Raw genomic sequence first — 21,703 nt, 5'->3', positions numbered from 1 at the left:
CCGCACCCGTCTCCGTCACGGGCGGGGTCCCACCCCGACGCGGGCGCCCCCGCACCCGTCTCCGTCACGGGCGGGGTCCCACCCCGACAGGGGCACCCCGCACACCGGCCCACCCCACGCGCCAACCCCCACCCCGGCACGTACCCCCGCACACCGGCCCACTCGGCGAACCACCGTCCACCCCGGGCGCGTACCCCCGCACCCGCCCCGCCCACCCCGCCGGCCAGACGCCGGCGACGTGACCCGGGCTCACTGTCAGAGCGGGCGCATACCCTTGGGCGGGCGTGAGGGGGTGATGGCCACCCCGTCCCTCGTGGTCGCACGGCCGCCATGCGGCACTGGCCGATCAAGCTGACCCGTTACCGCCGGAGCCGTTTCCCTCCGGTTACCGCCGGAGCCGGTTCCCCTCCGGCTAGGGCTGGTTCCCTCCGGTTGCCGCCGGAGCTGGTTCCCCTTCGGCTACCGCTGGTTCCCTCCGGTTACCGCCGGAGCCGGTTCCCCTCCGGCTACCGCCGAAGCCGGTTCCCCTGCGCCCCCACCGAGCCCTCATGCGAGGCCGGGCGTTCTCATGTGCTCCCAACTGGGCTTTGTCCTAGGTCGGGATGAAGTCGACTCCGGTTCCTGCCAAAGCTCTTTTCGGCAGGGATGAAAGCGGTTACGGTCCTGACGGCGGCGCGTGCCCGTCTGCACACCAGTCACAAGTCCGCACACCAGTCACGCATGTCAGGTATGTCGCGAAACGATGCCCCGCACCCGTCTCCCACGGGAGGACGCAACGTGAACAGGACACGACCGAGGCTCCGCACCGCGCTGGCGGCTTTCGCGGGAGCCCTGCTCCTCGGCAGCGGCCTCGCCCCCGGCATGGCCGCCGCCGGCGCCGCGCACGAGCCGCCGGCGGCGGCCCAGGACGGACCCGCCGCCCCCGATCTGCAACAGGTCACCCTCGCCAAGGGCGTGGACCAGGTCGGCGAGCCGATGGCGCTCGCCGTGCTCCCCGACGGCGCCGTGCTGCACACCTCGCGCGACGGCACCCTCTGGCACACCGGCGCCGCGGGCGGCACCCGCGTCGCCGCCCAACTGCCCGTCTACCCGCACGACGAGGACGGCCTCCAGGGCGTCGGCGTGGACCCGGACTTCGAGAACAACCGCGCCGTCTACCTCTACTACGCGCCCGTCATGGGCACCCCCCACGGCATCGCGCCCAGCGACGGCGAGCCCGCCGACTTCGAGGCGTACACGGGCGTCAACCGCCTGTCGCGCTTCACCCTGAACCAGGACGGCACCCTGGACCTGGGCAGCGAGAAGACCGTGCTGGAGGTCACCACCGACCGCGGCCGGTGCTGCCACAACGGCGGCGACATCGCCTTCGACAGCGAGGGCAACCTGCTGCTGTCCACCGGCGATGACACCGACCCCTTCTCCTCCGACGGCTACACGCCCATCGACGAGCGCGAGACCCGCAACCCGTCCTTCGACGGGCAGCGCTCCGCGGGCAACACCAACGACCTGCGTGGCAAGATCCTGCGCATCAAGGTCGACCCCGCCGACGGCTCATACACCGTCCCGGACGGCAACCTCTTCGCGCCCGGTACCGAGAAGACCCGGCCCGAGATCTACGCCATGGGCTTCCGCAACCCGTTCCGGATGAGCGTCGACAAGGCGACCGACACCGTCTACGTCGGCGACTACGGCCCCGACTCCGGCGCGGCCGACCCGGCGCGCGGGCCCGGCGGCCAGGTGGAGTTCAACCGCATCACCGAGGCCGGCAACTTCGGCTGGCCGTACTGCCACGGCGAGAACGACGCCTACATCGACTACGACTTCGCCACCGGCGAGTCCGGCGAGGCGTTCGACTGCGCCGCACCCCGCAACGAGTCGCCGCGCAACACCGGCCTGACCGAGCTGCCCCCGGCCCAGTCCGCCTGGATCGCCTACGACGGCGACTCCATCCCGGAGTTCGGCGACGGCTCGGAGTCCCCGATGGCCGGCCCGGTCTTCCACCACGACCCGGACCTCGACTCCCGGCTCCAGCTCCCCGAGCGCTACGACGGGCTGTTCTTCGCCGGTGAGCAGGGCCGCGAGTGGATCAAGACCATCGGTGTGGGCGAGGACGGCGGTGTCGGCGCCATCGAGGACTTCTCGTCCGGCAGCAAGATCATGGACATGGAGTTCGGGCCGGACGGGGCGCTGTACTTCCTCGACTACGGCACCGGCTTCTTCAACGGCGACCAGAACTCGGCCCTCTACCGCATCCAGAGCGCCGCCCAGGGCTTCGCCCCCGTGCCCGTGGCCTCCTCCGACGCGACCACCGGGCACGCTCCGCTGAAGGTCGCGTTCTCCTCGGCCGGCACCGCCGACGAGGACAGCGACCAGCTCCGTTACCGCTGGGACTTCGGTGACGGCAAGACCTCCGACAAGAAGAACCCGAAGCACAACTACCACAAGGACGGCCAGTACTCCGCCGTCCTCACCGTCACCGACCCGGACGGCAACACCGGCACCTCCGCCGTCCGCGTCGTCGCCGGCAACACCCCGCCCGAGGTGGAGCTGAAGCTGCCCGCCGACGGCACGGTCTTCGAGTACGGCGACGCCATCCCGTTCGAGGTGGCGGTCACCGACGCCGAGGACGGTGAGATCGACTGCTCCCGGGTGCGCGTCGACTACGCGCTCGGCCACGACACCCACGGCCACCCGATGACCTTCGAGGAGGGCTGCACCGGCACCATCGAGACCTTCGAGGAGGACCGGCACGACGACCACGCCAACCTCTTCGGCCTCATCCGCGCCCGCTACACCGACGGCGGCGGCGCCACGGCCGGCGTGCCTGCGCTGAACGCCAGCGCCGAGCACAAGCTCCAGCCCGCGCACCGCCAGGCCGAGCACTTCGACAGCGCGGAGGGCGCCGAGGCCGGCGACGCGAGCGGCGCCGAGGGCGGCCGGGCCGTCACCGGCGGGAGCGGCGGCTGGATCGCCTTCGAGCCGTACGCGCTGGGCGGCACCACCGACCTGACCGCCCGGGTCGACGCCGCCGGCAGCACCGACGGCGCCGTGGAGCTGCGTGCGGGCGCGCCCGACGGGCCGGTGCTCGCCACCGCCCCGGTGGGCACCGAGAGCGGCTGGAGCGAGGTGAGCGCTGAGGTGACGGACGCGCCCGACGGGACGACGTCGCTGTATCTGGTCTTCACCGGAGGGGAGTTCAGGCTGGACAGCTTCCACCTCGGCCGCGGCTAGGGTCCCCCGGCGGATCGGGCTCGACGATCCGCCGGGCAGACCCGAGGCCACGGGCCGATACCGCACCGCCGCCGGCGCCCCGAGGGGAGCACCGGCGGGCGGCGCGGCGGGGAAGACCGCACGTATCCGCCCGCCGGCGCGCATCACCCCGCGCCGGCGGGCCACGACCGGCAGCCGTGCGCTGTGCAGGCAGCGCGCGGCGCGCCCGGGGCCGCGTCCGCGGCCCGGCCGCGGGCGCCTTCCGCGCCGTAGCACCGCATCCCCCCACGGCCCCTTGACCCGTACGCCCGACCACACCACCCGAGGAGCCACACCATGCGTCGTACGAGCCTTCCGCTCGCCGGCACCGCCCTGGCCGCCGCCACCCTCGCCGGGGGACTGCTCGCCCCGACCGCGGTCGCCGCCGGGGACACCGCGCCGGCACCCGCGGGCGACAAGACATGCGCCGCCCCCGACGCCCGCCCCACCGTCCGCTTCCTGGACGACGACAGCGGCGTGCCCAACCGCGCCGCCGGGGGCGGCTGCACGGTCAACGACCTCATCGACGACGAGCGCTCCTGGCAGAGCCGGGGCGCGTTCGTGAAGCACACCGAGAAGGTGTCCCGCTCCCTGCTGCGCGCCGACGTCATCGGCCCCGCGGAGTACGCGCGGCTGGTCCTGACGGCGGCGCAGTCCGGCATCGGCGGGAAGCACGGGCCCGCGCCGTACGAGGTGATCTTCGACGGCAGCCGGGAGTCGTTCGACGACTGGGGCTACGTCGGCGGGCGCGGCTTCGAGCTGAACGACGACGGCTCGATGGTCACCGGCCCGGAGCCGGCCACCGACGGGCTCGGCATGCTCTGGTACGAGAAGGAGGAGTTCGGCGACTTCTCGCTGCGGCTGCAGTTCCGCGACGAGCGGGCGGACGAGAACCGCTCCAACAGCGGCGTCCTGGTCCGCTTCCCGGGAGTGGACCCGGCGGCCCACCCGGAGTGCCTGACGGACGATCCGGCGTGGGTGGCCGTCAACTGCGGGCACGAGATCCAGATCAACGACTCGCCCGAGACCTCCGGCAACGATCCGCGCAAGACCGGCTCGGTCTACGGCTTCGCCGACCTCGACCTCGCCGCCGCGAAGCCCACCGACAAGGGCGTGTGGAACGACCTGGAGATCCGGGTGGTCGGCCAGCAGTACACGGTGATCCGCAACGGCGAGGTCATCAACGAGTTCGAGAACAAGCCCGGTCTGCCCTTCCCGGGCCGCCCGGACGACCCGGGCACCAGCGGCCGGCAGTTCGCCGAGGGCTACATCGGCCTGCAGAACCACGACGCGGAGTCGGCCCTGGAGTTCCGCAACGTCCGGGTGCGCGACCTGGCGTAGCGGGAAGGCGCACGACAGGGCGGCGGGGCCGGGTCACACGAACCCGGCCCCGCCGCCCTGCGCGACAAGCGGGCGGGCGCTAGAGGGCCGCCGCGGCGGGCTTGACCATGCCCTTCACGGTGCGCGAGTCGACGTACTCGCCGAGGGCGGTCATCTCCCACTCACCGCTGAACTGCTTGATGAACTTCGCCATGAGAACGCCCGTGCGAGGCTCGGACGAGGTGAGGTCGAAGCGGACCAGTTCCTCGCCGGTCTGCCCGTCCATCAGGCGGCAGTACGCCTTGGCGACGTCGGTGAACTTCTGGCCGGAGAAGGAGTTGACCGTGAAGACCAGGCCGGTGACGTCCGGCGGCAGGCCGCCGAGGTGGACGGTGATGACCTCGTCGTCGCCCGCGCCCTCGCCGGTCAGGTTGTCGCCGGAGTGCTGGATGGCGCCGTTGAGGATCTGGAGCTTGCCGAAGAAGCAGTTGTCGATCTTGTTGCGCTGGGGGCCGTACGCGATGACGGAGGCGTCCAGGTCGATGGACTTGGCGCGGCGGCGGCCACCGCCGTAGGCGGGCTCCCAGCCCAGGCCCATCTTCACCGTGGTCAGCAGCGGACGGCCGCCCTTGACCAGGGAAACCGTCTGGTTCTTCTGGAGGTTGACGCGGCCCTTGTCCAGGTTGATCTTCCCGGGCTGCGCGGCGGGCGGCGGCGGGCCCGGCTGCTGCGGGGCGGCGGCCGGGGGCGGGCCGAAGCCGCCGGGGGCGGGCGCGCCGGGTGCCGGGGGGGCGGGGGGCGGCGCGGCGGGGGCGCCCCACTGGCCGGGGGGCGGCGGGGGCATGGAGCCGGGCACCGGTGCGGCGGGCGGCTGCGGCGCTGCCGGGGCCTGCGGGGCCGCGGGTGCTTGGGGCGGGGCGGGGGCGGCCGGCGGCGGGGGTGCGGCGGCGGGCGCGGCCTGGGCGGGTGTGGCCGCCGGCTCGTCGACGCTGACGCCGAAGTCGGTGGCGATGCCGGCGAGCCCGTTCGCGTACCCCTGGCCGACGGCGCGGACCTTCCACGCGCCGTTGCGCCGGTAGACCTCCACGACGACGAGCGCCGTCTCGCTCGTCAACTGCGGCGGTGTGAACGTGGCGATGACCGCGCCGGAGGCCGCGTCCCGGACCGTCGCCGTCGGCTCGGTCCCCGCGAACGTCCCGCTGTCCAGACTGGCGGTGACCACGACCTTCTCGATGTCCGCGGGCACACCGGCGGTGTCCACCGTGATGGTGTCGCCGGCGCCCGCCGACTGGTGCGTCACGCCGGGACCCGAGGGCTGGTTGTAGAAGACGAAGTCGTCGTCGGAGCGCACCTTGCCGGAGGCGTTGAGCAGGAGGCCCGAGACGTCGAGCCGCACCGGCGCGGTGACGTCCACGGCCACCCGGGCGGCGCTGAGCGGTAGGTTCGAGCCAGGGGTCATCGCAGTCATGCCCCGGCTAACGAACGGCCCCGGTCCGCGGTTCCTCCCGTGTCCGCCGGACGGGGACCGTCCGGGAGCCGCGGCGCCCCCGGCCGCCGGCCGGCCGCGCCGCGGCTCCCGTGCCCAGGGTCGCCGCCGCCACCCCGGCCGCCGCGACGCCCATCCCGGCCACCGCCACCGGGCCGGGCGCCTCGCCGAACATCGCGTACGCCCAGAGCGCCGTGACCGGCGGCGTCAGATACATCAGCGCGCTCGTCACGGTGACGCCGCTGCGGCGCAGGCTCAGCCAGTAGAAGCCGTACCCGCCGGCCGTGGACAGCACCACCACCCACGCCACCGCCAGCCAGAAGCCGCCGCCCGCGGGTGGCGTGCCCCGGCCGCCGGCCAGCGCGACCGCGCCGAAGAGCACGGCGCTCACCAGCACGTGCACGGGCACCGCGTCCACCGGGGGCAGCGGCGAGCGGGCCCGGCGCTCCAGGACGCTGGCGCCGAGCAGCGCGGCCATGCCGGCGAAGGGCAGCGCGTACGCCCAGGGCGGCGCCGCGCCGGCGCCGCCGAGGTCGTCCCGTACGACGAGGGCCACGCCCGCGAGCCCCACCGCCAGTCCCGCCCACTGCCGCCTGGTCACCGTCTCGCCGAGCAGCGGCCCGGCCAGCGCGCCGGCGGCCAGCGGCTGCAGCGCGGCGATCAGCGCCGCGCTGCCGGCGGGAACGCCGAGGCCGACGGCCCAGACGATGGCACCCAGATAGCCGCCCTGCGACAGGGCGCCGATGGCGGCCTGCTCGCCCAGGGCCCGGCGGGGGAGCAGGCGGCGGCGCAGCAGCAGCCAGCCGCCGCAGAAGAGCGCCGCCGCGGCGAGGAAGCGCCACATGAGCAGGGTGTCGGCAGCGGCCTCGCGGGTGCCGAGCTCGGCGCCGATGAAGCCGGAGCTCCAGAAGGCGACCAGACCGGCGGAGACGGCCGTGACGCCCATGCTGACCTCCAGAATTAAACCGATCGGGTTACTCGGTTTGGCCAGTGTACTAAACAGGTCGGTATACTCTTCGGCGGAGGTGGTTCGCAGATGGCGGCGGAGACGGTGGTGCAGCCGCGGCTCACGCCCGCGGCGCTGAGGATCCTCGACGCCGCGGAGACGCTCTTCTACCACCGCGGCATCACGGCCGTGGGCGTGGACCTGATCGCCCGCCGCGCGGGCGTGACGAAGAAGACGATCTACGACCGCTACGGCTCCAAGGAGGCCCTCGTGGCGGCCTACCTGCGCCGGCGCGACGAGCGCTGGCGCACCTGGCTGCCCGCCGAGGTCGAGCGCGTCGCCGCGGGCGGCACCGCCTGCGACCGGATCCTCGCCACCTTCGACGCGCTCGGCACCTGGATGGGCGGGCAGTCCCCGCGCGGGTGCAGCTTCGTCAACGCCGCCGCCGAGCTGCCCGACACCGGGCACGCCGGGCGCCAGGTCATCGCCGACCAGAAGCACTGGCTGCGCGGCTATCTGCGCGAGCTGTGCGAGCGGGCCGGCGCCGGCGACCCCGGTCTGCTCGCCGACGAGCTGCTGCTGATCCACGAGGGCGCGACCGTGCTCTACGGGCTGTCCGCCGTGCCCGACCCCGCCACCGTCTCCCGGCGGCTCGCCGAGGCCGCGCTGCTGCGCGCCGGCTGCACCGCCTGAGTTCTGCCAGGTCAACCCCCCGCCGGCGGAGGTGTCTTCCCGCCGGCGCCGGCCCAACCCCCTTCCGGCGGTGCGAAAGTCGTGCCGTCGCACCCATTGACGAGCCCTCCGTGCCGCCCTACTTTCAGCGCGTCGTACTTCGTACGTCATATATGAGACGCGATACCTGAGATACCAAGGGCGGCCATGACCTTCGCTCCAGGCCCGATCCCCTCCCGCACGCAGTACGTGCAGGAAGCGATCAAGCACGCCATCCTCACCGGCAAGCTCACCCCCGGGCAGCCGCTCGTCGAGGCCGACCTCGCCGCGCAGTTCGGGGTCTCCAAGACCCCGGTGCGCGAGGCGCTCAAGACGCTGGCCGGCTCCGGACTCGTGGTGATGAGCCAGTACAAGGGCGCCACCGTGCGCACCGTGGACGCCACCATGGCCCGCGAGGTCTACGACGTGCGGCTGCTGCTCGAACCCGAGGCGCTGCGCCGCACCGTCGCGCTCGATGCGTCTCTCCAGGCCGCCGAAGAGGCCCTCGCGCGCGCCGAGTCCGCGCCCGACGCCGCCGACCGCAGTCTCGCCAACCGCGACTTCCACCGCGCCCTGTACCTGCCCTGCGGCAACCCGCTGCTCAGCCGGATGCTCGACGACCTGCGCGACCAGGCCGCGCTGGTCTCCACCGTCGCCTGGTCCGCCAACCCCTCCTGGGAGCGCGAGGCCGACGAACACCGGGACATCCTCCGGCTCGCCGCCGCCGGCGACGCGCAGGCCGCGGGTGCCGCGCTGCACGACCACATCGCCTCGTTCCTCGCCCGGGCGTTTCCCGCATGACCGCCGCCCCGCACGGATCCGCCGCCCCGGACCGCCCCGACGCACCCGACAGGAAGGCCGGCCCCATGGACCACCTCAGGCTCGCGCTCGCCGAGGCCGTCGCCATCCCCGTCACGCCCTTCGACGCGGCCGGCGCCATCGACGAGGACAGCTACCGCGCGCTGCTGCGCCGCCTCCTCGACGGCGGCGTACGGACCGTCACCCCCAACGGCAACACCGGCGAGTACTACTCCCTGGACCCCGCCGAGCGCCGCCGCGTCACCGAGCTGACCGTCGCCGAAGTCCGCGGCGAGGCCGCGGTCATCGTCGGCGTCGGCCACGACCTGCCCACCGCCGTCGAGGCCGCCCGGCACGCCGGGGACGCCGGCGCCGAGATGGTGATGGTGCACCAGCCCGTGCACCCGTACGTCTCGCAGAGCGGCTGGGTCGACTACCACCGCGCCATCGCCGAGGCCGTCCCCGGGCTGGGCGTCGTGCCGTACATCCGCAGCGACCGCCTCGACGGCACCCGGCTGGCCCGGCTGGGCGAGCTGTGCCCCAACGTCGTCGGCGTCAAGTACTCCGTCCCCGACGCCGCCCGCTTCGCCGCGTTCACGCGCGACGCCGGGACCGAGCGGTTCGTCTGGGTCGCCGGGCTCGCCGAGCTGTACGCGCCCGCCTACTGGGCGTGCGGCGCCACCGGCTTCACCTCCGGCCTGGTCAACGTCGCGCCGAAGGTGTCGCTCGCGATGCTGGAGGCGCTGCGCACCGCCGACTACCCCGCGGCCATGCGGGTCTGGGAGCAGATCCGCCCGTTCGAGGAGCTGCGCGCCGCGGACGCCTCCGCCGACAACGTCTCCGTCGTCAAGGAGGCCCTGGCCGCACTGGGCCTGGCCCGCCGCGACGTGCGCCCGCCGGGCCGGCTGCTGCCGGAGCCGGTGCGGGAGCGGGTGGCGCAGCTCGTCCGGGGGTGGGGGATATGACCGGCGAAGCGCGCGGTCCGGAGCGCGCGTTGCGCAGCCACCGCTGGTACGGGGACGGAGTCGCCGCCGGACTGCGCTCCTTCAGCCACCGTGCCCGTACCCGGCAGCTCGGCTACCTGCCCGAGGAACACCTCGGCAAGCCCGTCGTCGCCATCCTCAACACCTGGTCCGACATCAACCCCTGCCACGCCCACCTGCGCGAGCGCGCGCAGGCCGTCAAGCGCGGCGTCTGGCAGGCCGGCGGCTTCCCGCTGGAGTTCCCCGTCGCCACCCTGTCGGAGACCTTCCAGAAGCCCACGCCCATGCTCTACCGCAACCTCCTCGCCATGGAGACCGAGGAGCTGCTGCGCTCCTACCCGGTCGACGGCGCGGTGCTCATGGGCGGCTGCGACAAGACCACGCCCGCGCTGCTCATGGGCGCCGCCAGCGCCGGCCTGCCGGCCCTCTTCGTTCCCTCCGGGCCGATGCTGCCCGGCCGGTGGCGCCGCGAAGTCCTCGGCTCCGGCACGGACATGTGGAAGTACTGGGACGACCACCGCGCCGGGCTCATCGGCGACTGCGAGCTGGCCGAGCTGGAGTGCGGACTCGCCCGCTCGCCCGGCCACTGCATGACCATGGGCACCGCCTCCACCATGACCGCCGCCGCCGAGGCGCTCGGCATGACCCTGCCCGGCGCCTCCTCGATCCCCGCCGTCGACTCCGGGCACGAGCGGATGGCCGCGGCGGCGGGCTCGCGGATCGTCGGGATGGTGCGGGAGGACCTGACCCCCGCGCGGATCCTCACGCGCGAGGCGTACGACGACGCCGCCGCCACCGTCCTCGCCCTCGGCGGCTCCACCAACGCCGTCATCCACCTGATCGCCATGGCCGGCCGCTCCCGCGTCGCCCTGGCCCCCGCCGACTTCGACCGGATCGCGCGCACCGTGCCGGTGCTCGCCGACGTGCGGCCCGGCGGCCGGTTCCTGATGGAGGACTTCCACTTCGCAGGAGGGCTGCCCGCGCTGCTCTCCCGCCTCACCGACGTGCTGCACCTCGACCGCCCCACCGTCACCGGCCCGCTGCGCGACCGGCTCGCCGGTGCCCGCGTCCACGACGAGGAGGTGATCCGCCCCCGCGACAACCCCGTCGCCGGCGAGGGCGGCGTGGCCGTCCTGCGCGGCAACCTCTGCCCCGACGGCGCGGTCATCAAGCACGTCGCCGCCGAGCCCCGGCTGCTCGCGCACACCGGCCCCGCCGCCGTCTTCGACGACTACCGGGCGCTGCAGGACACCATCGACGATCCGGCGCTCGCGCTGACCGCCGACCACGTGCTGGTGCTGCGCAACGCGGGTCCGCTGGGCGGCCCCGGCATGCCGGAGTACGGGATGCTGCCCATCCCCGCCTACCTGCTCAAGCAGGGCGTACGCGACATGGTGCGGATCTCCGACGCCCGGATGAGCGGCACGAGTTACGGCGCCTGCGTGCTGCACGTCGCCCCCGAGGCGTACGTCGGCGGGCCCCTGGCGCTCGTCGAGAACGGCGACCTCATCACCCTGGACGTCGCGGCGCGCACCCTGCGGCTGGAGGTCGCGGACGCGGAACTGGCCCGCCGCCGGGCCGCCTGGACGCCGCCGCCCCCGCGCTACGAGCGCGGCTACGGCGCCCTGTACGCCGACCAGATCACGCAGGCCGACACCGGCTGCGACTTCGCCTTCCTGGCCCGCACGGGCCGGGTGCCCGAGCCCTACGCGGGCTGACCGCCCCGGTTCTGCACCACCCCTGACCGATCCCGCCAGAGCTTGCCCGACTCACCGCACGACGTTCGCGAAGCGCTTCGACGGCACCGATAGGAGCAGACATGGCCCAAGCCGTGGCGCAGCCGCCGGGAAAGTCCCGGCGGCGCGCGGAGAACCGGCGCGGGGGAGGCCGGCGCGGGGGCTCCCGGCGCCTTCCGTATCTGCTGATCGCCCCCGCGGGGCTGCTGATGCTGGGCTTCATCGCGTACCCGATGGTCAGCGTCTTCTACTACAGCCTGCAGCACTACAACGTCACCAAGCCCTGGCGCGACGGCTTCGCGGGGATGGAGAACTTCACCACGCTGCTCACCGACGACCCGCTGTTCTGGGACTCCCTGGCCTTCAGCGCCAAGTGGGTCGTCGTCGAGGTCGGCCTCCAGCTCGCCTTCGGCCTCGCCCTCGCGCTGATCGTCAACCAGACGTTCGTGGGCCGCGCGTTCGCCCGCGCGCTGGTGTTCTCGCCGTGGGCCGTCTCCGGCGTCCTGACCACGACGATCTGGATGCTGCTCTACAACCCCGCCACCGGCGTCAGCCGCTACCTCGCCGACGCCGGCATCGGCTCGTACGGCACCTCGGTGCTCTCCGACACCGGCACCGTCTTCTGGGCCGCGGTCCTGGCCGAACTCTGGCGCGGCGTGCCCTTCTTCGCCATCCTCATCCTCGCCGACCTCCAGTCCGTGCCGAAGGACCTGTACGAGGCCGCGGCGGTCGACGGCGCCGGACGGCTGCGGCAGTTCGTGCACATCACCCTGCCCCATCTGCGGGACGCCGTCATCCTGTCGACGCTCCTGCGTGCGGTGTGGGAGTTCAACAACGTCGACCTCCTCTACACCCTCACCGGCGGCGGCCCCGCGGGCGTGACGACCACCCTCCCGCTGTACGTCGCCAACACCGGCATCCACGGCCACGACTTCGGCTACGCCTCGGCGCTGACGACCGTCGCGTTCGTGATCCTCCTCTTCTGCTCGATCCTCTACCTGCGTCTGAGCAAGTTCGGAGGCGACAACCGATGAGCACCGCTCCGACCGCGCTCGCCGCGCCCCCGCGCGCCCGCGGCGACGCGCCCGCCCCGCCGGCCCGCCGCCGGCGGCTGCGCAGGCGGCGGGCGTACGACGAGGTACCGCGCTGGCAGATATGGGTACCGCTCGGGCTCTACCTGCTCTTCACGCTCATCCCGTTCTACTGGATGCTGCTCTTCGCGGTGCGCCCCGCGGGCTCCACGTCGCTGGTGCCGTGGCCGATGACGTTCGAGCACTTCGACAAGGTGTGGACCGAGCGCAGCTTCGCCACCTTCTTCCAGAACAGCATGCTCGTCGGCGCCGCCACGCTGGTGATGACGACCGGCGTCGCGCTCGCCGGCGGCTACGCGCTGGCCCGCTTCGACTTCCGGATCAAGAAGCTGTTCCTGCTCGGGCTGCTGTGCTCGCAGTTCATCCCCGGCGCGCTGATGCTGGTCCCGCTCTTCGAGATCTTCCGCAGCCTGCAGATGATCAACTCGCTGGGCAGCGTGGTCGTCGCCGAGACGGTCTTCCAGCTCCCGTTGTCGCTGATCCTCATCAGCACGTTCATCAAGAACGTGCCGTACGCCCTGGAGGAGGCCGCCTGGGTCGACGGCTGCGGTCGCTTCCGCGCGTTCTGCGCGGTGGTGCTGCCGCTGCTGCGGCCGGGGCTGATCGCCGTCGGCTCCTTCGCGTTCGTGCACAGCTGGAACCACTTCCTCTTCGCGCTGATGTTCCTCAGCGAGCAGGACAAGCAGACCATCCCCGTCGGTCTCCACACGCTCATCGGCGCCGACAGCGTCGACCTCGGCGCGCTGGCCGCGGGCGGAGTGATCGCGGCGGTGCCGGTGGTGATCGTCTTCGCGTTCATCCAGCGGTGGCTGATCACCGGTTTCAGCGCGGGGGCGGTGAAGGGATGACGACCCGCAACGGACGCCGTATCCCCGGCTCCGCTCCCGCTCCCGTGCCCGTCGTGCTGGCCGGGGCCCGCGGGCACGGGCGCCGGCACCTGGAGAACATCCGCAGGCTGGAGCGGTCGCGCCGGGTCGCACTTGTCGGCGTCTGCGAGACACGCCCGCTGACCGCCGACGAGTTCGCCGGCGAACCCGTCGCGCAGAGCGCCGACTTCGGCGCGCTGCTGGAGCGCACCGGCGCCCGGCTGGCCGTCGTCTCCACGCCCATCCCCACCCACGCCGACTTCGCCGTGGTGGCCGCCGCGTACGGCGTGCACCTGCTGCTGGAGAAGCCGCCCGCGGCGTCGTTCGCGCTGTACGAGCGCATCGAGGCGGCCTGCCGTTCCGCGGGCATCGCCTGCCAGATCGGCTTCCAGTCCCTCGGCTCGCACGCCCTGCCCGCCATCCGCACGCTCGTCGCCGCGGGGGCCATCGGCCCGCTGCGCGGCATCGGCGCGGCGGGCGCGTGGGTGCGCGACGAGGCGTACTTCCGCCGCGCGCCCTGGACCGGGCGGCGCCGGCTCGACGGCGTCGACGTGGTCGACGGGGTGCTGACCAACCCGCTCGCGCACGCCGTCGCCACCGCCCTCGCGGTGGACGGCACCGTGCGGGCGGCCGAGGTCTCCGGCATCGAGCTGGAGTTGTACCGCGCCCACGACATCGAGGCCGACGACACCTCCTGCCTGCGGCTGACCACCGCCCGCGGCACCGGCATCACCGCCGCCGTCACCCTGTGCGCCGAACGGGCGGGCGAGCCGTACGTGATGGTGCACGGCGCCACCGGCCGGATCACGTTCTGGTACAAGGAGGACCGCGTCCTGCTCCAGCGTGCCGGGCACGGTCCGGAGGAGATCACGTACCCCAGGACCGATCTCCTCGGCAACCTCCTCGACCACCTCGGCGACGGCACGCCGCTGCTCGCGCCCGTCGCGGACGGCGGCGCGTTCATGCGCGTGGTCGAGGCCGTACGCACCGCGCCCGACCCCGTACCGCTGCCCGCCGCCGTGTGGCGCACCGCACCGGCCGGCACCGCACCGCCGTCCGCCGCCGCCCCGCCGGCGGCACGGCGCGTGGTGCCCGGCATCGACGCGCTCGTCGCCGCCGGCGCCGAGCGGCTGGCCCTCTACTCCGAACTCGGCGCCCCCTGGGCGGCCGGAAGCGAGGTGAGCCACGCGTGACCTCCCCTTCCCGCAACCGCACCGGCACCGACGCCGCCACCCTGCTGAGCTGCGCAGGGCGCCGTGTCGGCCGCTACGTCCACCGCCCGCACCTCGCCCGCCGGCTGTCCCCCCGCCCGTACCTGCACCCGCTCACCACCCTGGCCGGGGTGCCGGTGACCGAGCTGATGCCCGGCGACCACCCGCACCACCTCGGCGTCAGCATCGCCGTCCCCGACGTCGCGGGCGCGAACTTCTGGGGCGGGCGCACCTTCGTCCGCGACCGGGGCCCCGTCGAGCTGGACAACCACGGCGAGCAGCGGCACGCCGGCTGGCTGCTGCGCGACCCGGACGGCTTCGTCGAGGAGCTGAGCTGGTACGCCGCCGGCGCCGAGGTGCTGCGCGAGCGCCGCGCCGTCGCGGTCGCCCCGGCGGGCGACGGGGCGTGGGCGCTGGGCGTGTCGTTCGCGCTGACCAACGTCTCCGGCGCGCCGGTCTCGTTCGGCAGCCCCGCCACCAACGGCCGCCCCGGCGCCGGTTACGGCGGCTACTTCTGGCGGGCGCCGCGGACGGAACGGCCGCCGCGGGTCTTCACGGCGGCGGCCGAGGGCGAGGACGCGGTGCACGGGATGCCGGCACCGTGGCTGGCGCTGGCGTCGGACGCCTGGACGCTCGTCTTCGCCGGCGCCACCGACGCCACGCGCCGCGACCCCTGGTTCGTACGCACCCGGGGCTACCCCGGCGTCGGCTCGGCGCTGGCCTGGTCGGCGCGGGTGCCGCTGGCGCCGGGGGAGAGCCTGACGAGGCGGGTCGTCACGGCCGTGGCCGACGGCCGGCTGGACCGCGCCGCCGCGGCGGCGCTGGCGCGCAGGGCGGTGGCGTGATGGACGACTCCCTCCGGGTCGCCGACCGCGGCGACGGCCCCGCGGCCCGGTTCCGACGACGCCGGGACGGCGCGATTCGACCGGTTCCGCCTCACGAACGACCCGCTGATCCCTCACCGAAAAGAGCCGACACATGACCATGACCACACCGATCAGAGCGGCCGCCGCCGTGTGCCTGGCGAGCGCGCTCACCCTCACCGCGGCCGCGTGCGGCGACGACGGCAGCAGCGGCGGCGGCAGCGAGGGGAAGGGCACGGGCACGATCACCTTCTGGGACAACAACGGCGGGGTGCGCACGCCGATCTGGAAGACGATCATCGAGGACTTCGAGGCGGAGAACCCCGACATCGACGTCGAGTACGTGCCGATCCCGATCAACGACGTGCAGTCGAAGTACGACACCGCCATCGCCGGCGGCGGGCTGCCGGACGTCGGCGGCGTCAGCACCTCGTACCTCGCCAACATGGTCGCGCAGGACGCGCTGGCGCCCGTCGGCGACCGGATAGCGGACAGCCCGCTGAAGAGCGTGCTGGCCGAGAGCATGACCGAGAGCGTCAAGGCCGCGGGCGGACGCGGAGAGGAGATGTACTCCGTGCCGGCCTCCGCCAACAACGGCACGCTGTGGTACCGCACCGACCTCTTCGAGGACGCCGGGCTCGACGCCCCGACCACCTGGGACGGCTTCTACGACGCGGCGGAGAAGCTGACCGACAAGGAGAACAACGCCTTCGGCTACACCATCCGCGGCGGCGAAGGCTCCATCGCCCAGGCGCTGGACGCGATGTACGGGCAGTCCGGCATCACCGAGTTCTGGGAGGGCGACGAGACGACGGTCAACGCGCCGGAGAACGTCGCGGCGCTGGAGAAGTACGCCGGGCTGTACAAGAAGGTCACGCCCGAGGCGGACGTGAACAACGACTTCGTGAAGATGGTCGCGCAGTTCGACAACGGCGACATCGGGATGCTGAGCCACAACCTCGGCTCGTACCAGGACCACCTGAAGGCGCTGGGCGAGGGCGCGTTCGCCGGGCTGCCGCAGCCGACCGGGCCGGGCGGGAAGCGGGTGCAGGTCTCCAACCCGGTGGACGGTCTGGGGCTCTTCAAGTCCAGCGACAACAAGGCCGCCGCCTGGAAGTTCATCGAGTTCGCCGCCGGTCACGAGTCCAACAGCAAGTGGAACGAGTCGGCCGCGCAGATCCCCGCCAACACCGAGGCGTCGCAGGACACCTGGATCAAGGAGTCGGCGCGGGAGAACAGCGCCTTCGCGTCGCTGACCGACGGCAGCACGACGATCGTGCAGCTCCCGTACCACCTGCCCGACTGGAACAACATCAGCAAGACGGACAACGAGCCCGCCTTCCAGAAGGTCCTCCTCGGCGAGATGAGCGCGAAGGAGTTTCTGGACGGGATGGCCGAGCAGCTCAACGAGGCTCAGGCCGAATGGCAGGAGCAGCAGTAGGCGCAGCGCCGGGTTCTCCCCAGCCGGGCCGGCGGCGGCTGCACACGGTCGCGTCGTGCACCGCCGCCGGCCCTCATCCTCATCGCTCGTACCAGGTCTGTGAAGGAGCCGCACCATGGGTCAACGGACACGTCACGCGGCCGGGGCGCTCGCGTGCTGCGCAGCCTTGCTGAGCACGACCGCGGCGGCCGGGGCCGCCCCCGACCGCGAGCACGACCCCGCCCGCGGCACCCTCCCCGCCGGCGACGGCTGGGCCTGGGCCGCGGGCGGCACCACGGGCGGCGCCGCCGCCGACCCGGAGCACGTCCACACCGTCCGCACCTGGGACGAGTTCCGCGCCGCACTCGCGGCCGGCGGCGGCGCGCCGCAGATCATCAAGGTGGCCGGCACGATCGACGCCAACGCCGACGGCTGCGCCTCCTTCGAGGCCCCGGGCTACGACTTCGACACGTACCTCGCTGACTACGACCCCGCCGTCTGGGGTTACGACACCCCCGTCAGCGGCCCCCAGGAGGACGCCCGCGCAGCCTCCGCCGCCAACCAGGACGAGGCCGTCAAGGTGTACATCCCGTCGGACACCACCGTCGTCGGCGTGGGCGAGAACGCCGGCATCACCGGCGCCAGCCTGCAGATCAAGGACGCCGACAACGTCATCGTCCGCAACCTCACGGTGGAGAGCCCGCTCGACTGCTTCCCGCAGTGGGATCCCACCGACGGCGAACGCGGCGCCTGGAACTCCGAGTACGACGCGGCCGTCGTCCACAACTCCACGCACGTCTGGCTGGACCACAACACCTTCACCGACGGCCGCCACCCGGACAGCTCCCTGCCGCGCCACTACGGTGAGCTGTACCAGCAGCACGACGGCGAACTGGACATCGTCCGCGGCGCCGACCTCGTCACCGTCTCCTGGAACGTCTTCGAGGAGCACGCCAAGACCCTGATGATCGGCAACAGCGACGGGGCGGGCGACACCGACCGCGGCCGGCTACGGGTCACGCTGCACCACAACCTGTTCCGGGGCGTCGGGGAGCGGGCGCCACGGGTGCGGTTCGGGCAGGTCGACGCGTACAACAACCACTACGTGATCACCGGCGAGGCCGGCGAGTCGTACGCGTACTCCTTCGGTATCGGCTTCGAGTCCCGGCTGGTGGCGGAGAAGAACGCCTTCCGGCTCGCCGACGGGGTGAGTCCGGGCCGGATCCTGAAGAAGTGGAGCGAGGCGCCGGTGACGGCGGAGCACAACCACGTCAACGGCGCCCCGGCCGACCTGGTCGCGGCCCACAACGCGGAGTTCCCCGAGACGCCGCTGCAACGGGACGCGGGCTGGCGGCCGACGCTGCGCACCCGGGTCGACCACCCGCGGGAGGTGCCCCACGTGGTGCCGCCGCGCGCGGGAGCGGGGAGGATCCGCTGACGGGCCCGGCGGAGCCGGGGGACCCGGGGCGGGCCGCCCCGGGCGCGGGCGGCGGCGCGGATGCCCCGGCCGCCGCCCCCGGCCCCGCCGGAATCGTCGACGGGTGTCTGCCCGCGTTCCACCGGCGGCTCCGGGACGAGCTGACCTTCCCGCTCGCCTGGGGCACGTCGCCCCTCCGCGACGTCGACGTCTGGCGGCGCGCCGCCCGCGCCACGGTCGAGGCCCACCTCCTCGCCCCGGCGGACGACCCCGGCGAGATCCCGTACGACCCGGAGTTCGCTGACCGTTCCCCGGCCGTGCCCGGCGTGCGCGCCTACGCCCGCGAAACCGTCACCTTCACCCTCACCCGCTACGCCCGCGTGCGCGGCGTGCTGCTGACGCCGTCCGGCCCCGGACCGTTCCCGGCGGTGCTTGTCCTGCACGACCACGGCGCGACGTTCGGTATCGGCAAGGAGAAGGTGGTCGCGCCCTGGTACGACGCTGAGGAGCGGCTGCCGGAGGCGCTCCGGTGGGTGCGGCGGTGCTACGGCGGCCGGTTCATCGGCGACGAGCTGGCCGCCCGGGGCCACGTGGTCCTGGCCGTCGACGCGCTCGGCTGGGGCGACCGCGGCCCGCTCGCGTACGCCGGGCAGCAGGCGCTGGCCAGTTCCGTCTTCCACCTCGGCGCCTCGCTGGCGGGGCTCACCGCCCGCGAGGACGTGCGCGCGGCCGGCTTCCTCGCGAGCCTCGCCCGCGTCGACGCGCGGCGGATCGCCGCCGCCGGCTTCTCCCTGGGCGGCTTCCGCGCCTGGCAACTGGCCGCACTCAGCGACGACGTCGCGGCGGCGGCCTGCGTGTGCTGGATGACCGGGGTGAAGGACCTCACCGCCCCGGGCGGCGACGCGCTGCGCGGTCAGTCCGCGTACCACCTGCTGCACCCGGGCCTGGCCCGCCACCTCGACTTCCCCGATGTCGCGAGCATCGCCGCGCCGCGCCCGATGCTCTTCTTCCACGGGGGCCTCGACCCGCACTTCACGACCGCCGGGGTGCGCGCGGCGTACGGGAGGCTGCGCGACGTCTGGGGTGCCGCCGGCGCCGGCGACCGGCTTCACACGCGCGTGTGGCCGGGGCACGGCCACGCTTTCGCGGTCCCGTTGCAGGACGAGGTCTTCCGGTGGCTGGCCGCCGTGCTGTACGGCTCCGCCGCTGAGGTGTAACACAAGCTCAACCTGATCAGGCGGCCCAGCAGGCACAATGCCACCTGCCGTGCTCACGGCAACCGTCCCCGTCGCCGCTCAGGAGTACCCCGTGTCCGACCAGATTGCCGACAAGTCCCCTTCTCCGGCGCCGGGTTCGGCGCGCCTGGAGAGTTTCTTCCGGATCCGCGAGCGCGGCTCGACAGCCGGGCGTGAGATACGCGGCGGGCTCGCCACCTTCTTCACGATGGCGTACATCCTCGTGCTCAACCCGATCATCCTCAGTGGCGCTGAGGACAAATACGGCAACCAGCTCGACTTCGGCCAACTCGTCACCGTCACCGCCCTCGTCGCCGCCGTGATGACCGTGCTCATGGGGGTGACCGCCAACCTCCCGCTCGCGCTGGCCGCCGGACTCGGGATCAACGCCGTCGTCGCGTACCAGATCGCCCCCCTGATGACCTGGCCCGACGCGATGGGACTCATCGTGCTGGAGGGCATCGTCGTCTGTCTGCTCGCCGCCACCGGCGTGCGGGAGGCCGTCATGAACGCCATCCCGCAGCCGCTGAAGGTGGCGATCAGCGTGGGCATCGGGATGTTCATCGCGCTCATCGGCTTCGTCGACGCCGGCTTCGCCACCCGCATCCCCGACGCCGCCGGCACCACCGTGCCGCTGCAGCTCGGCGGCACCGGGACGCTGAGCGGCTGGCCGGTCGTCGTGTTCTGCGCCGGTGTGCTGCTCACCGTGTCGCTTCTCGCGCGGGGCGTGAAGGGCGCCATCCTCATCAGCATCCTGGCGATGACGGTGGTGGCCATCGTCCTCAACTCGCTTGCGGACATCGCCGACGAGGCGTGGGGCCTGACGGTCCCGGACTGGCCCGGCGACGTGGTCGAGGCGCCGGACTTCGGGCTGCTCGGGGAGTTCAGCTTCTTCGGGGCGTTCGACGAGGTCAGCGCAGTGACCGTGGTGCTGCTCGTCTTCACGCTGTTCCTCACCGACTTCTTCGACACCATGGGCACCGCCGTCGGCGTCACCAGCGAGGCCGGGCTCCTCGACGAGCAGGGCCGCGTCCCCCGTCTGGGCCGGCTCCTCTTCGTCGACGGCCTGGGCACCGTCTTCGGCGGCGCCGCCTCAGGCTCCTCCAACACCAGCTATATCGAGTCGGCCGCGGGCGTCGGCGAAGGCGCCCGCACCGGCCTGGCCAACCTCGTCACCGGCGGACTCTTCGCCCTGGCCCTCTTCTTCACCCCCCTCGCCCTGGTCGTCCCCTCCCAGGCCGCGGCCCCCGCCCTCATCGCGGTCGGCTTCCTGCTGATGACGCAGGTACGCCATGTCGACTGGACCCGCTACGAGATCGCCGTCCCCGCCTTCCTCACGATCGCCGTGATGCCCTTCACGTACTCCATCACCAACGGCCTGGGGGCCGGCTTCATCGCCTACGCGCTTCTCCAGAGCGTCATGGGCAGGGCCCGGAAGGTGCACCCGCTGATGTGGGCGGTGTCGGTGCTGTTCGTGATCTACTTCGCGATCGAGCCGATCGAGGACCTGCTCGGGGTGTGAGGCCCTTCGCAGGCGGGACGGCGTCGGCAGGAGAAGGGAGCCGGCGGCGTCCCGCCTCAGAGATGCCGCGTCGCCAGCGTCAGGCGGTCGCGGGCGTCGAGCAGCGCGTCGCGGATGCCCTGCTCGTGCGCCGGCGTGAGCCGCGCCACCGGCACCGAGCAACTGATCGCGTCCCGGGCCGGCGTCCGGTAGGGGACCGCGACCCCGAGGCAGCGCAGCCCGAGCGTCGACTCCTCCCGGTCCAGGGCGTATCCGCGCTCGCGCACCCCGTGCAGCTCCTCGATCAGCCGCTCCCGGTCCGTGACCGTGTGCTCGGTCAGCGGGGCCAGCGAATCCGGCAACAGCTTGCGGATCTCCTCGTCGGGGTACGTCGCGAGCAGCGCCTTGCCCAGCGCCGTCGCGTGCGCCGGGAGCCGGCGGCCGACGCGGGTGAACGGCCGCAGGTAGTGCTGCGACTGGCGGGTGGCGAGATAGACGATGTTCACGCCGTCCAGCCGGGCCAGGTGGATGGTCTCCGTGGTGTCGTCCGCGAGCCGGTCGAGGGTGGGCCGGGCGGCGGTGACGACCTCGTCACCGTCGATGTACGACGTACCGACGAGCAGCGCCCGCACCCCGATCCCGTACCGTGTGCCGGTCGCGTCGGTCTCCACCCAGCCCAGCTCCGTGAGCGTACGAAGGAGCATATAAAGGCTGGACTTGGGGTAGCCGACGGCTTGCTGGACATCACCGAGGCTGTGCATTCCGGGCCTGGCCGCGAAATACTCGAGCAGTTCCACGGTGCGAACGGCAGACTTGACCTGTCCACCCCCACCGGCGTCGGCGACCCCCATGGCGCTTGACCTCTCTGCT

Annotated in this window: 17 protein-coding genes; 14 read left to right on the top strand and 3 right to left on the bottom strand. The window is 73.2% G+C overall.

The annotated features are described in order from the left end of the window. Window positions 1-861: 861 nt before the first annotated feature. Window positions 862-3,231, top strand: a complete 2,370-nt coding sequence (locus tag I003_RS0119390) for a PQQ-dependent sugar dehydrogenase (protein WP_027773022.1) — start codon at window positions 862-864, stop codon at window positions 3,229-3,231. A gap of 315 nt (window positions 3,232-3,546) precedes the next feature. Further along, window positions 3,547-4,590: a 3-keto-disaccharide hydrolase gene (locus I003_RS0119385; RefSeq protein ID WP_027773021.1), complete on the top strand. Its 1,044-nt coding sequence runs from the start codon at window positions 3,547-3,549 to the stop codon at window positions 4,588-4,590. Window positions 4,591-4,669: 79 nt separating this feature from the next. On the opposite strand, the gene I003_RS0119380 is transcribed toward I003_RS0119385, so the two are convergent. Further along, the gene (locus tag I003_RS0119380; RefSeq protein WP_027773020.1) at window positions 4,670-6,028 is read right to left on the bottom strand and encodes a TerD family protein; all 1,359 of its coding nucleotides are present in this window, start codon (window positions 6,026-6,028) and stop codon (window positions 4,670-4,672) included. A gap of 16 nt (window positions 6,029-6,044) precedes the next feature. Further along, window positions 6,045-7,001, bottom strand: a complete 957-nt coding sequence (locus I003_RS0119375) for a DMT family transporter (protein ID WP_027773019.1) — start codon at window positions 6,999-7,001, stop codon at window positions 6,045-6,047. A gap of 90 nt (window positions 7,002-7,091) precedes the next feature. Here I003_RS0119375 and I003_RS0119370 point away from each other — a divergent pair, with 90 nt between their 5' ends. The 12 genes from I003_RS0119370 (at window position 7,092) to I003_RS0119315 (ending at window position 20,854) form a co-directional block, all read left to right on the top strand. Next, window positions 7,092-7,694, top strand: coding sequence for a TetR/AcrR family transcriptional regulator (locus I003_RS0119370; RefSeq protein ID WP_027773018.1), 603 nt, complete (start codon window positions 7,092-7,094; stop codon window positions 7,692-7,694). 186 nt (window positions 7,695-7,880) lie between these two features. After that, window positions 7,881-8,513 (top strand): GntR family transcriptional regulator, encoded by a 633-nt coding sequence (locus I003_RS0119365; protein WP_027773017.1) that lies wholly within the window; start codon window positions 7,881-7,883, stop codon window positions 8,511-8,513. 65 nt (window positions 8,514-8,578) lie between these two features. Beyond that, the gene (locus I003_RS0119360; protein WP_027773016.1) at window positions 8,579-9,475 is read left to right on the top strand and encodes a dihydrodipicolinate synthase family protein; all 897 of its coding nucleotides are present in this window, start codon (window positions 8,579-8,581) and stop codon (window positions 9,473-9,475) included. Beyond that, window positions 9,472-11,211: an L-arabinonate dehydratase gene (gene araD / locus I003_RS0119355; protein WP_027773015.1), complete on the top strand. Its 1,740-nt coding sequence runs from the start codon at window positions 9,472-9,474 to the stop codon at window positions 11,209-11,211. The genes I003_RS0119360 and araD overlap by 4 nt, the downstream gene beginning before the upstream one ends. 101 nt (window positions 11,212-11,312) lie before the next feature. Next, window positions 11,313-12,263, top strand: a complete 951-nt coding sequence (locus I003_RS0119350) for a carbohydrate ABC transporter permease (protein WP_027773014.1) — start codon at window positions 11,313-11,315, stop codon at window positions 12,261-12,263. Beyond that, entirely contained in the window at window positions 12,260-13,168 is a 909-nt protein-coding gene (locus tag I003_RS0119345; RefSeq protein WP_027773013.1) for a carbohydrate ABC transporter permease, read from the top strand. The genes I003_RS0119350 and I003_RS0119345 overlap by 4 nt, the downstream gene beginning before the upstream one ends. Beyond that, window positions 13,165-14,379, top strand: a complete 1,215-nt coding sequence (locus I003_RS0119340; RefSeq protein WP_027773012.1) for a Gfo/Idh/MocA family oxidoreductase — start codon at window positions 13,165-13,167, stop codon at window positions 14,377-14,379. The genes I003_RS0119345 and I003_RS0119340 overlap by 4 nt, the downstream gene beginning before the upstream one ends. Continuing rightward, a complete protein-coding gene (locus tag I003_RS0119335; protein WP_027773011.1) occupies window positions 14,376-15,242 on the top strand; it encodes a DUF6807 domain-containing protein in 867 nt (288 codons plus the stop codon). Before I003_RS0119340 ends, I003_RS0119335 begins: the two co-directional genes overlap by 4 nt. A gap of 133 nt (window positions 15,243-15,375) precedes the next feature. Further along, on the top strand, window positions 15,376-16,701 hold the full coding sequence (locus I003_RS0119330; protein WP_027773010.1) for an ABC transporter substrate-binding protein: 1,326 nt from the start codon (window positions 15,376-15,378) through the stop codon (window positions 16,699-16,701). 115 nt (window positions 16,702-16,816) lie between these two features. Continuing rightward, entirely contained in the window at window positions 16,817-18,118 is a 1,302-nt protein-coding gene (locus I003_RS0119325) for a pectate lyase family protein (protein WP_027773009.1), read from the top strand. Next, the gene (locus I003_RS0119320; RefSeq protein ID WP_027773008.1) at window positions 18,115-19,314 is read left to right on the top strand and encodes an alpha/beta hydrolase family protein; all 1,200 of its coding nucleotides are present in this window, start codon (window positions 18,115-18,117) and stop codon (window positions 19,312-19,314) included. Before I003_RS0119325 ends, I003_RS0119320 begins: the two co-directional genes overlap by 4 nt. Before the next feature lie 91 nt (window positions 19,315-19,405). Next, window positions 19,406-20,854, top strand: coding sequence for an NCS2 family permease (locus I003_RS0119315; protein WP_027773007.1), 1,449 nt, complete (start codon window positions 19,406-19,408; stop codon window positions 20,852-20,854). A 56-nt stretch (window positions 20,855-20,910) separates the two neighbouring features. Here I003_RS0119315 and I003_RS0119310 read toward each other — a convergent pair whose 3' ends face one another. Continuing rightward, complete coding sequence (locus I003_RS0119310; RefSeq protein WP_027773006.1) at window positions 20,911-21,684, bottom strand: IclR family transcriptional regulator; 774 nt, start codon at window positions 21,682-21,684, stop codon at window positions 20,911-20,913. Between the last annotated feature and the right edge of the window lie 19 nt (window positions 21,685-21,703).

The organism is Streptomyces sp. CNQ329 (assembly GCF_000482585.1).
The sequence above is the reverse complement of the archived record's forward strand: the minus strand, read 5'-3'. Positions and strand labels throughout refer to the sequence as shown.

What these genes read in the sequence shown, in the direction of transcription:
- I003_RS0119390 (WP_027773022.1), top strand. Translation starts at nt 862, where the DNA reads ATGGCCGCCGCCGGCGCCGCGCACGAGCCGCCGGCGGCGGCCCAGGAC.
- I003_RS0119345 (WP_027773013.1), top strand. Translation starts at nt 12,260, where the DNA reads ATGAGCACCGCTCCGACCGCGCTCGCCGCGCCCCCGCGCGCCCGCGGC.
- I003_RS0119330 (WP_027773010.1), top strand. Translation starts at nt 15,376, where the DNA reads ATGACCATGACCACACCGATCAGAGCGGCCGCCGCCGTGTGCCTGGCG.
- I003_RS0119375 (WP_027773019.1), bottom strand. Translation starts at nt 7,001, where the DNA reads ATGGGCGTCACGGCCGTCTCCGCCGGTCTGGTCGCCTTCTGGAGCTCC.
- I003_RS0119325 (WP_027773009.1), top strand. Translation starts at nt 16,817, where the DNA reads ATGGGTCAACGGACACGTCACGCGGCCGGGGCGCTCGCGTGCTGCGCA.
- I003_RS0119310 (WP_027773006.1), bottom strand. Translation starts at nt 21,684, where the DNA reads ATGGGGGTCGCCGACGCCGGTGGGGGTGGACAGGTCAAGTCTGCCGTT.
- I003_RS0119365 (WP_027773017.1), top strand. Translation starts at nt 7,881, where the DNA reads ATGACCTTCGCTCCAGGCCCGATCCCCTCCCGCACGCAGTACGTGCAG.
- araD (WP_027773015.1), top strand. Translation starts at nt 9,472, where the DNA reads ATGACCGGCGAAGCGCGCGGTCCGGAGCGCGCGTTGCGCAGCCACCGC.
- I003_RS0119385 (WP_027773021.1), top strand. Translation starts at nt 3,547, where the DNA reads ATGCGTCGTACGAGCCTTCCGCTCGCCGGCACCGCCCTGGCCGCCGCC.
- I003_RS0119380 (WP_027773020.1), bottom strand. Translation starts at nt 6,028, where the DNA reads ATGACCCCTGGCTCGAACCTACCGCTCAGCGCCGCCCGGGTGGCCGTG.
- I003_RS0119370 (WP_027773018.1), top strand. Translation starts at nt 7,092, where the DNA reads ATGGCGGCGGAGACGGTGGTGCAGCCGCGGCTCACGCCCGCGGCGCTG.
- I003_RS0119340 (WP_027773012.1), top strand. Translation starts at nt 13,165, where the DNA reads ATGACGACCCGCAACGGACGCCGTATCCCCGGCTCCGCTCCCGCTCCC.
- I003_RS0119350 (WP_027773014.1), top strand. Translation starts at nt 11,313, where the DNA reads ATGGCCCAAGCCGTGGCGCAGCCGCCGGGAAAGTCCCGGCGGCGCGCG.
- I003_RS0119360 (WP_027773016.1), top strand. Translation starts at nt 8,579, where the DNA reads ATGGACCACCTCAGGCTCGCGCTCGCCGAGGCCGTCGCCATCCCCGTC.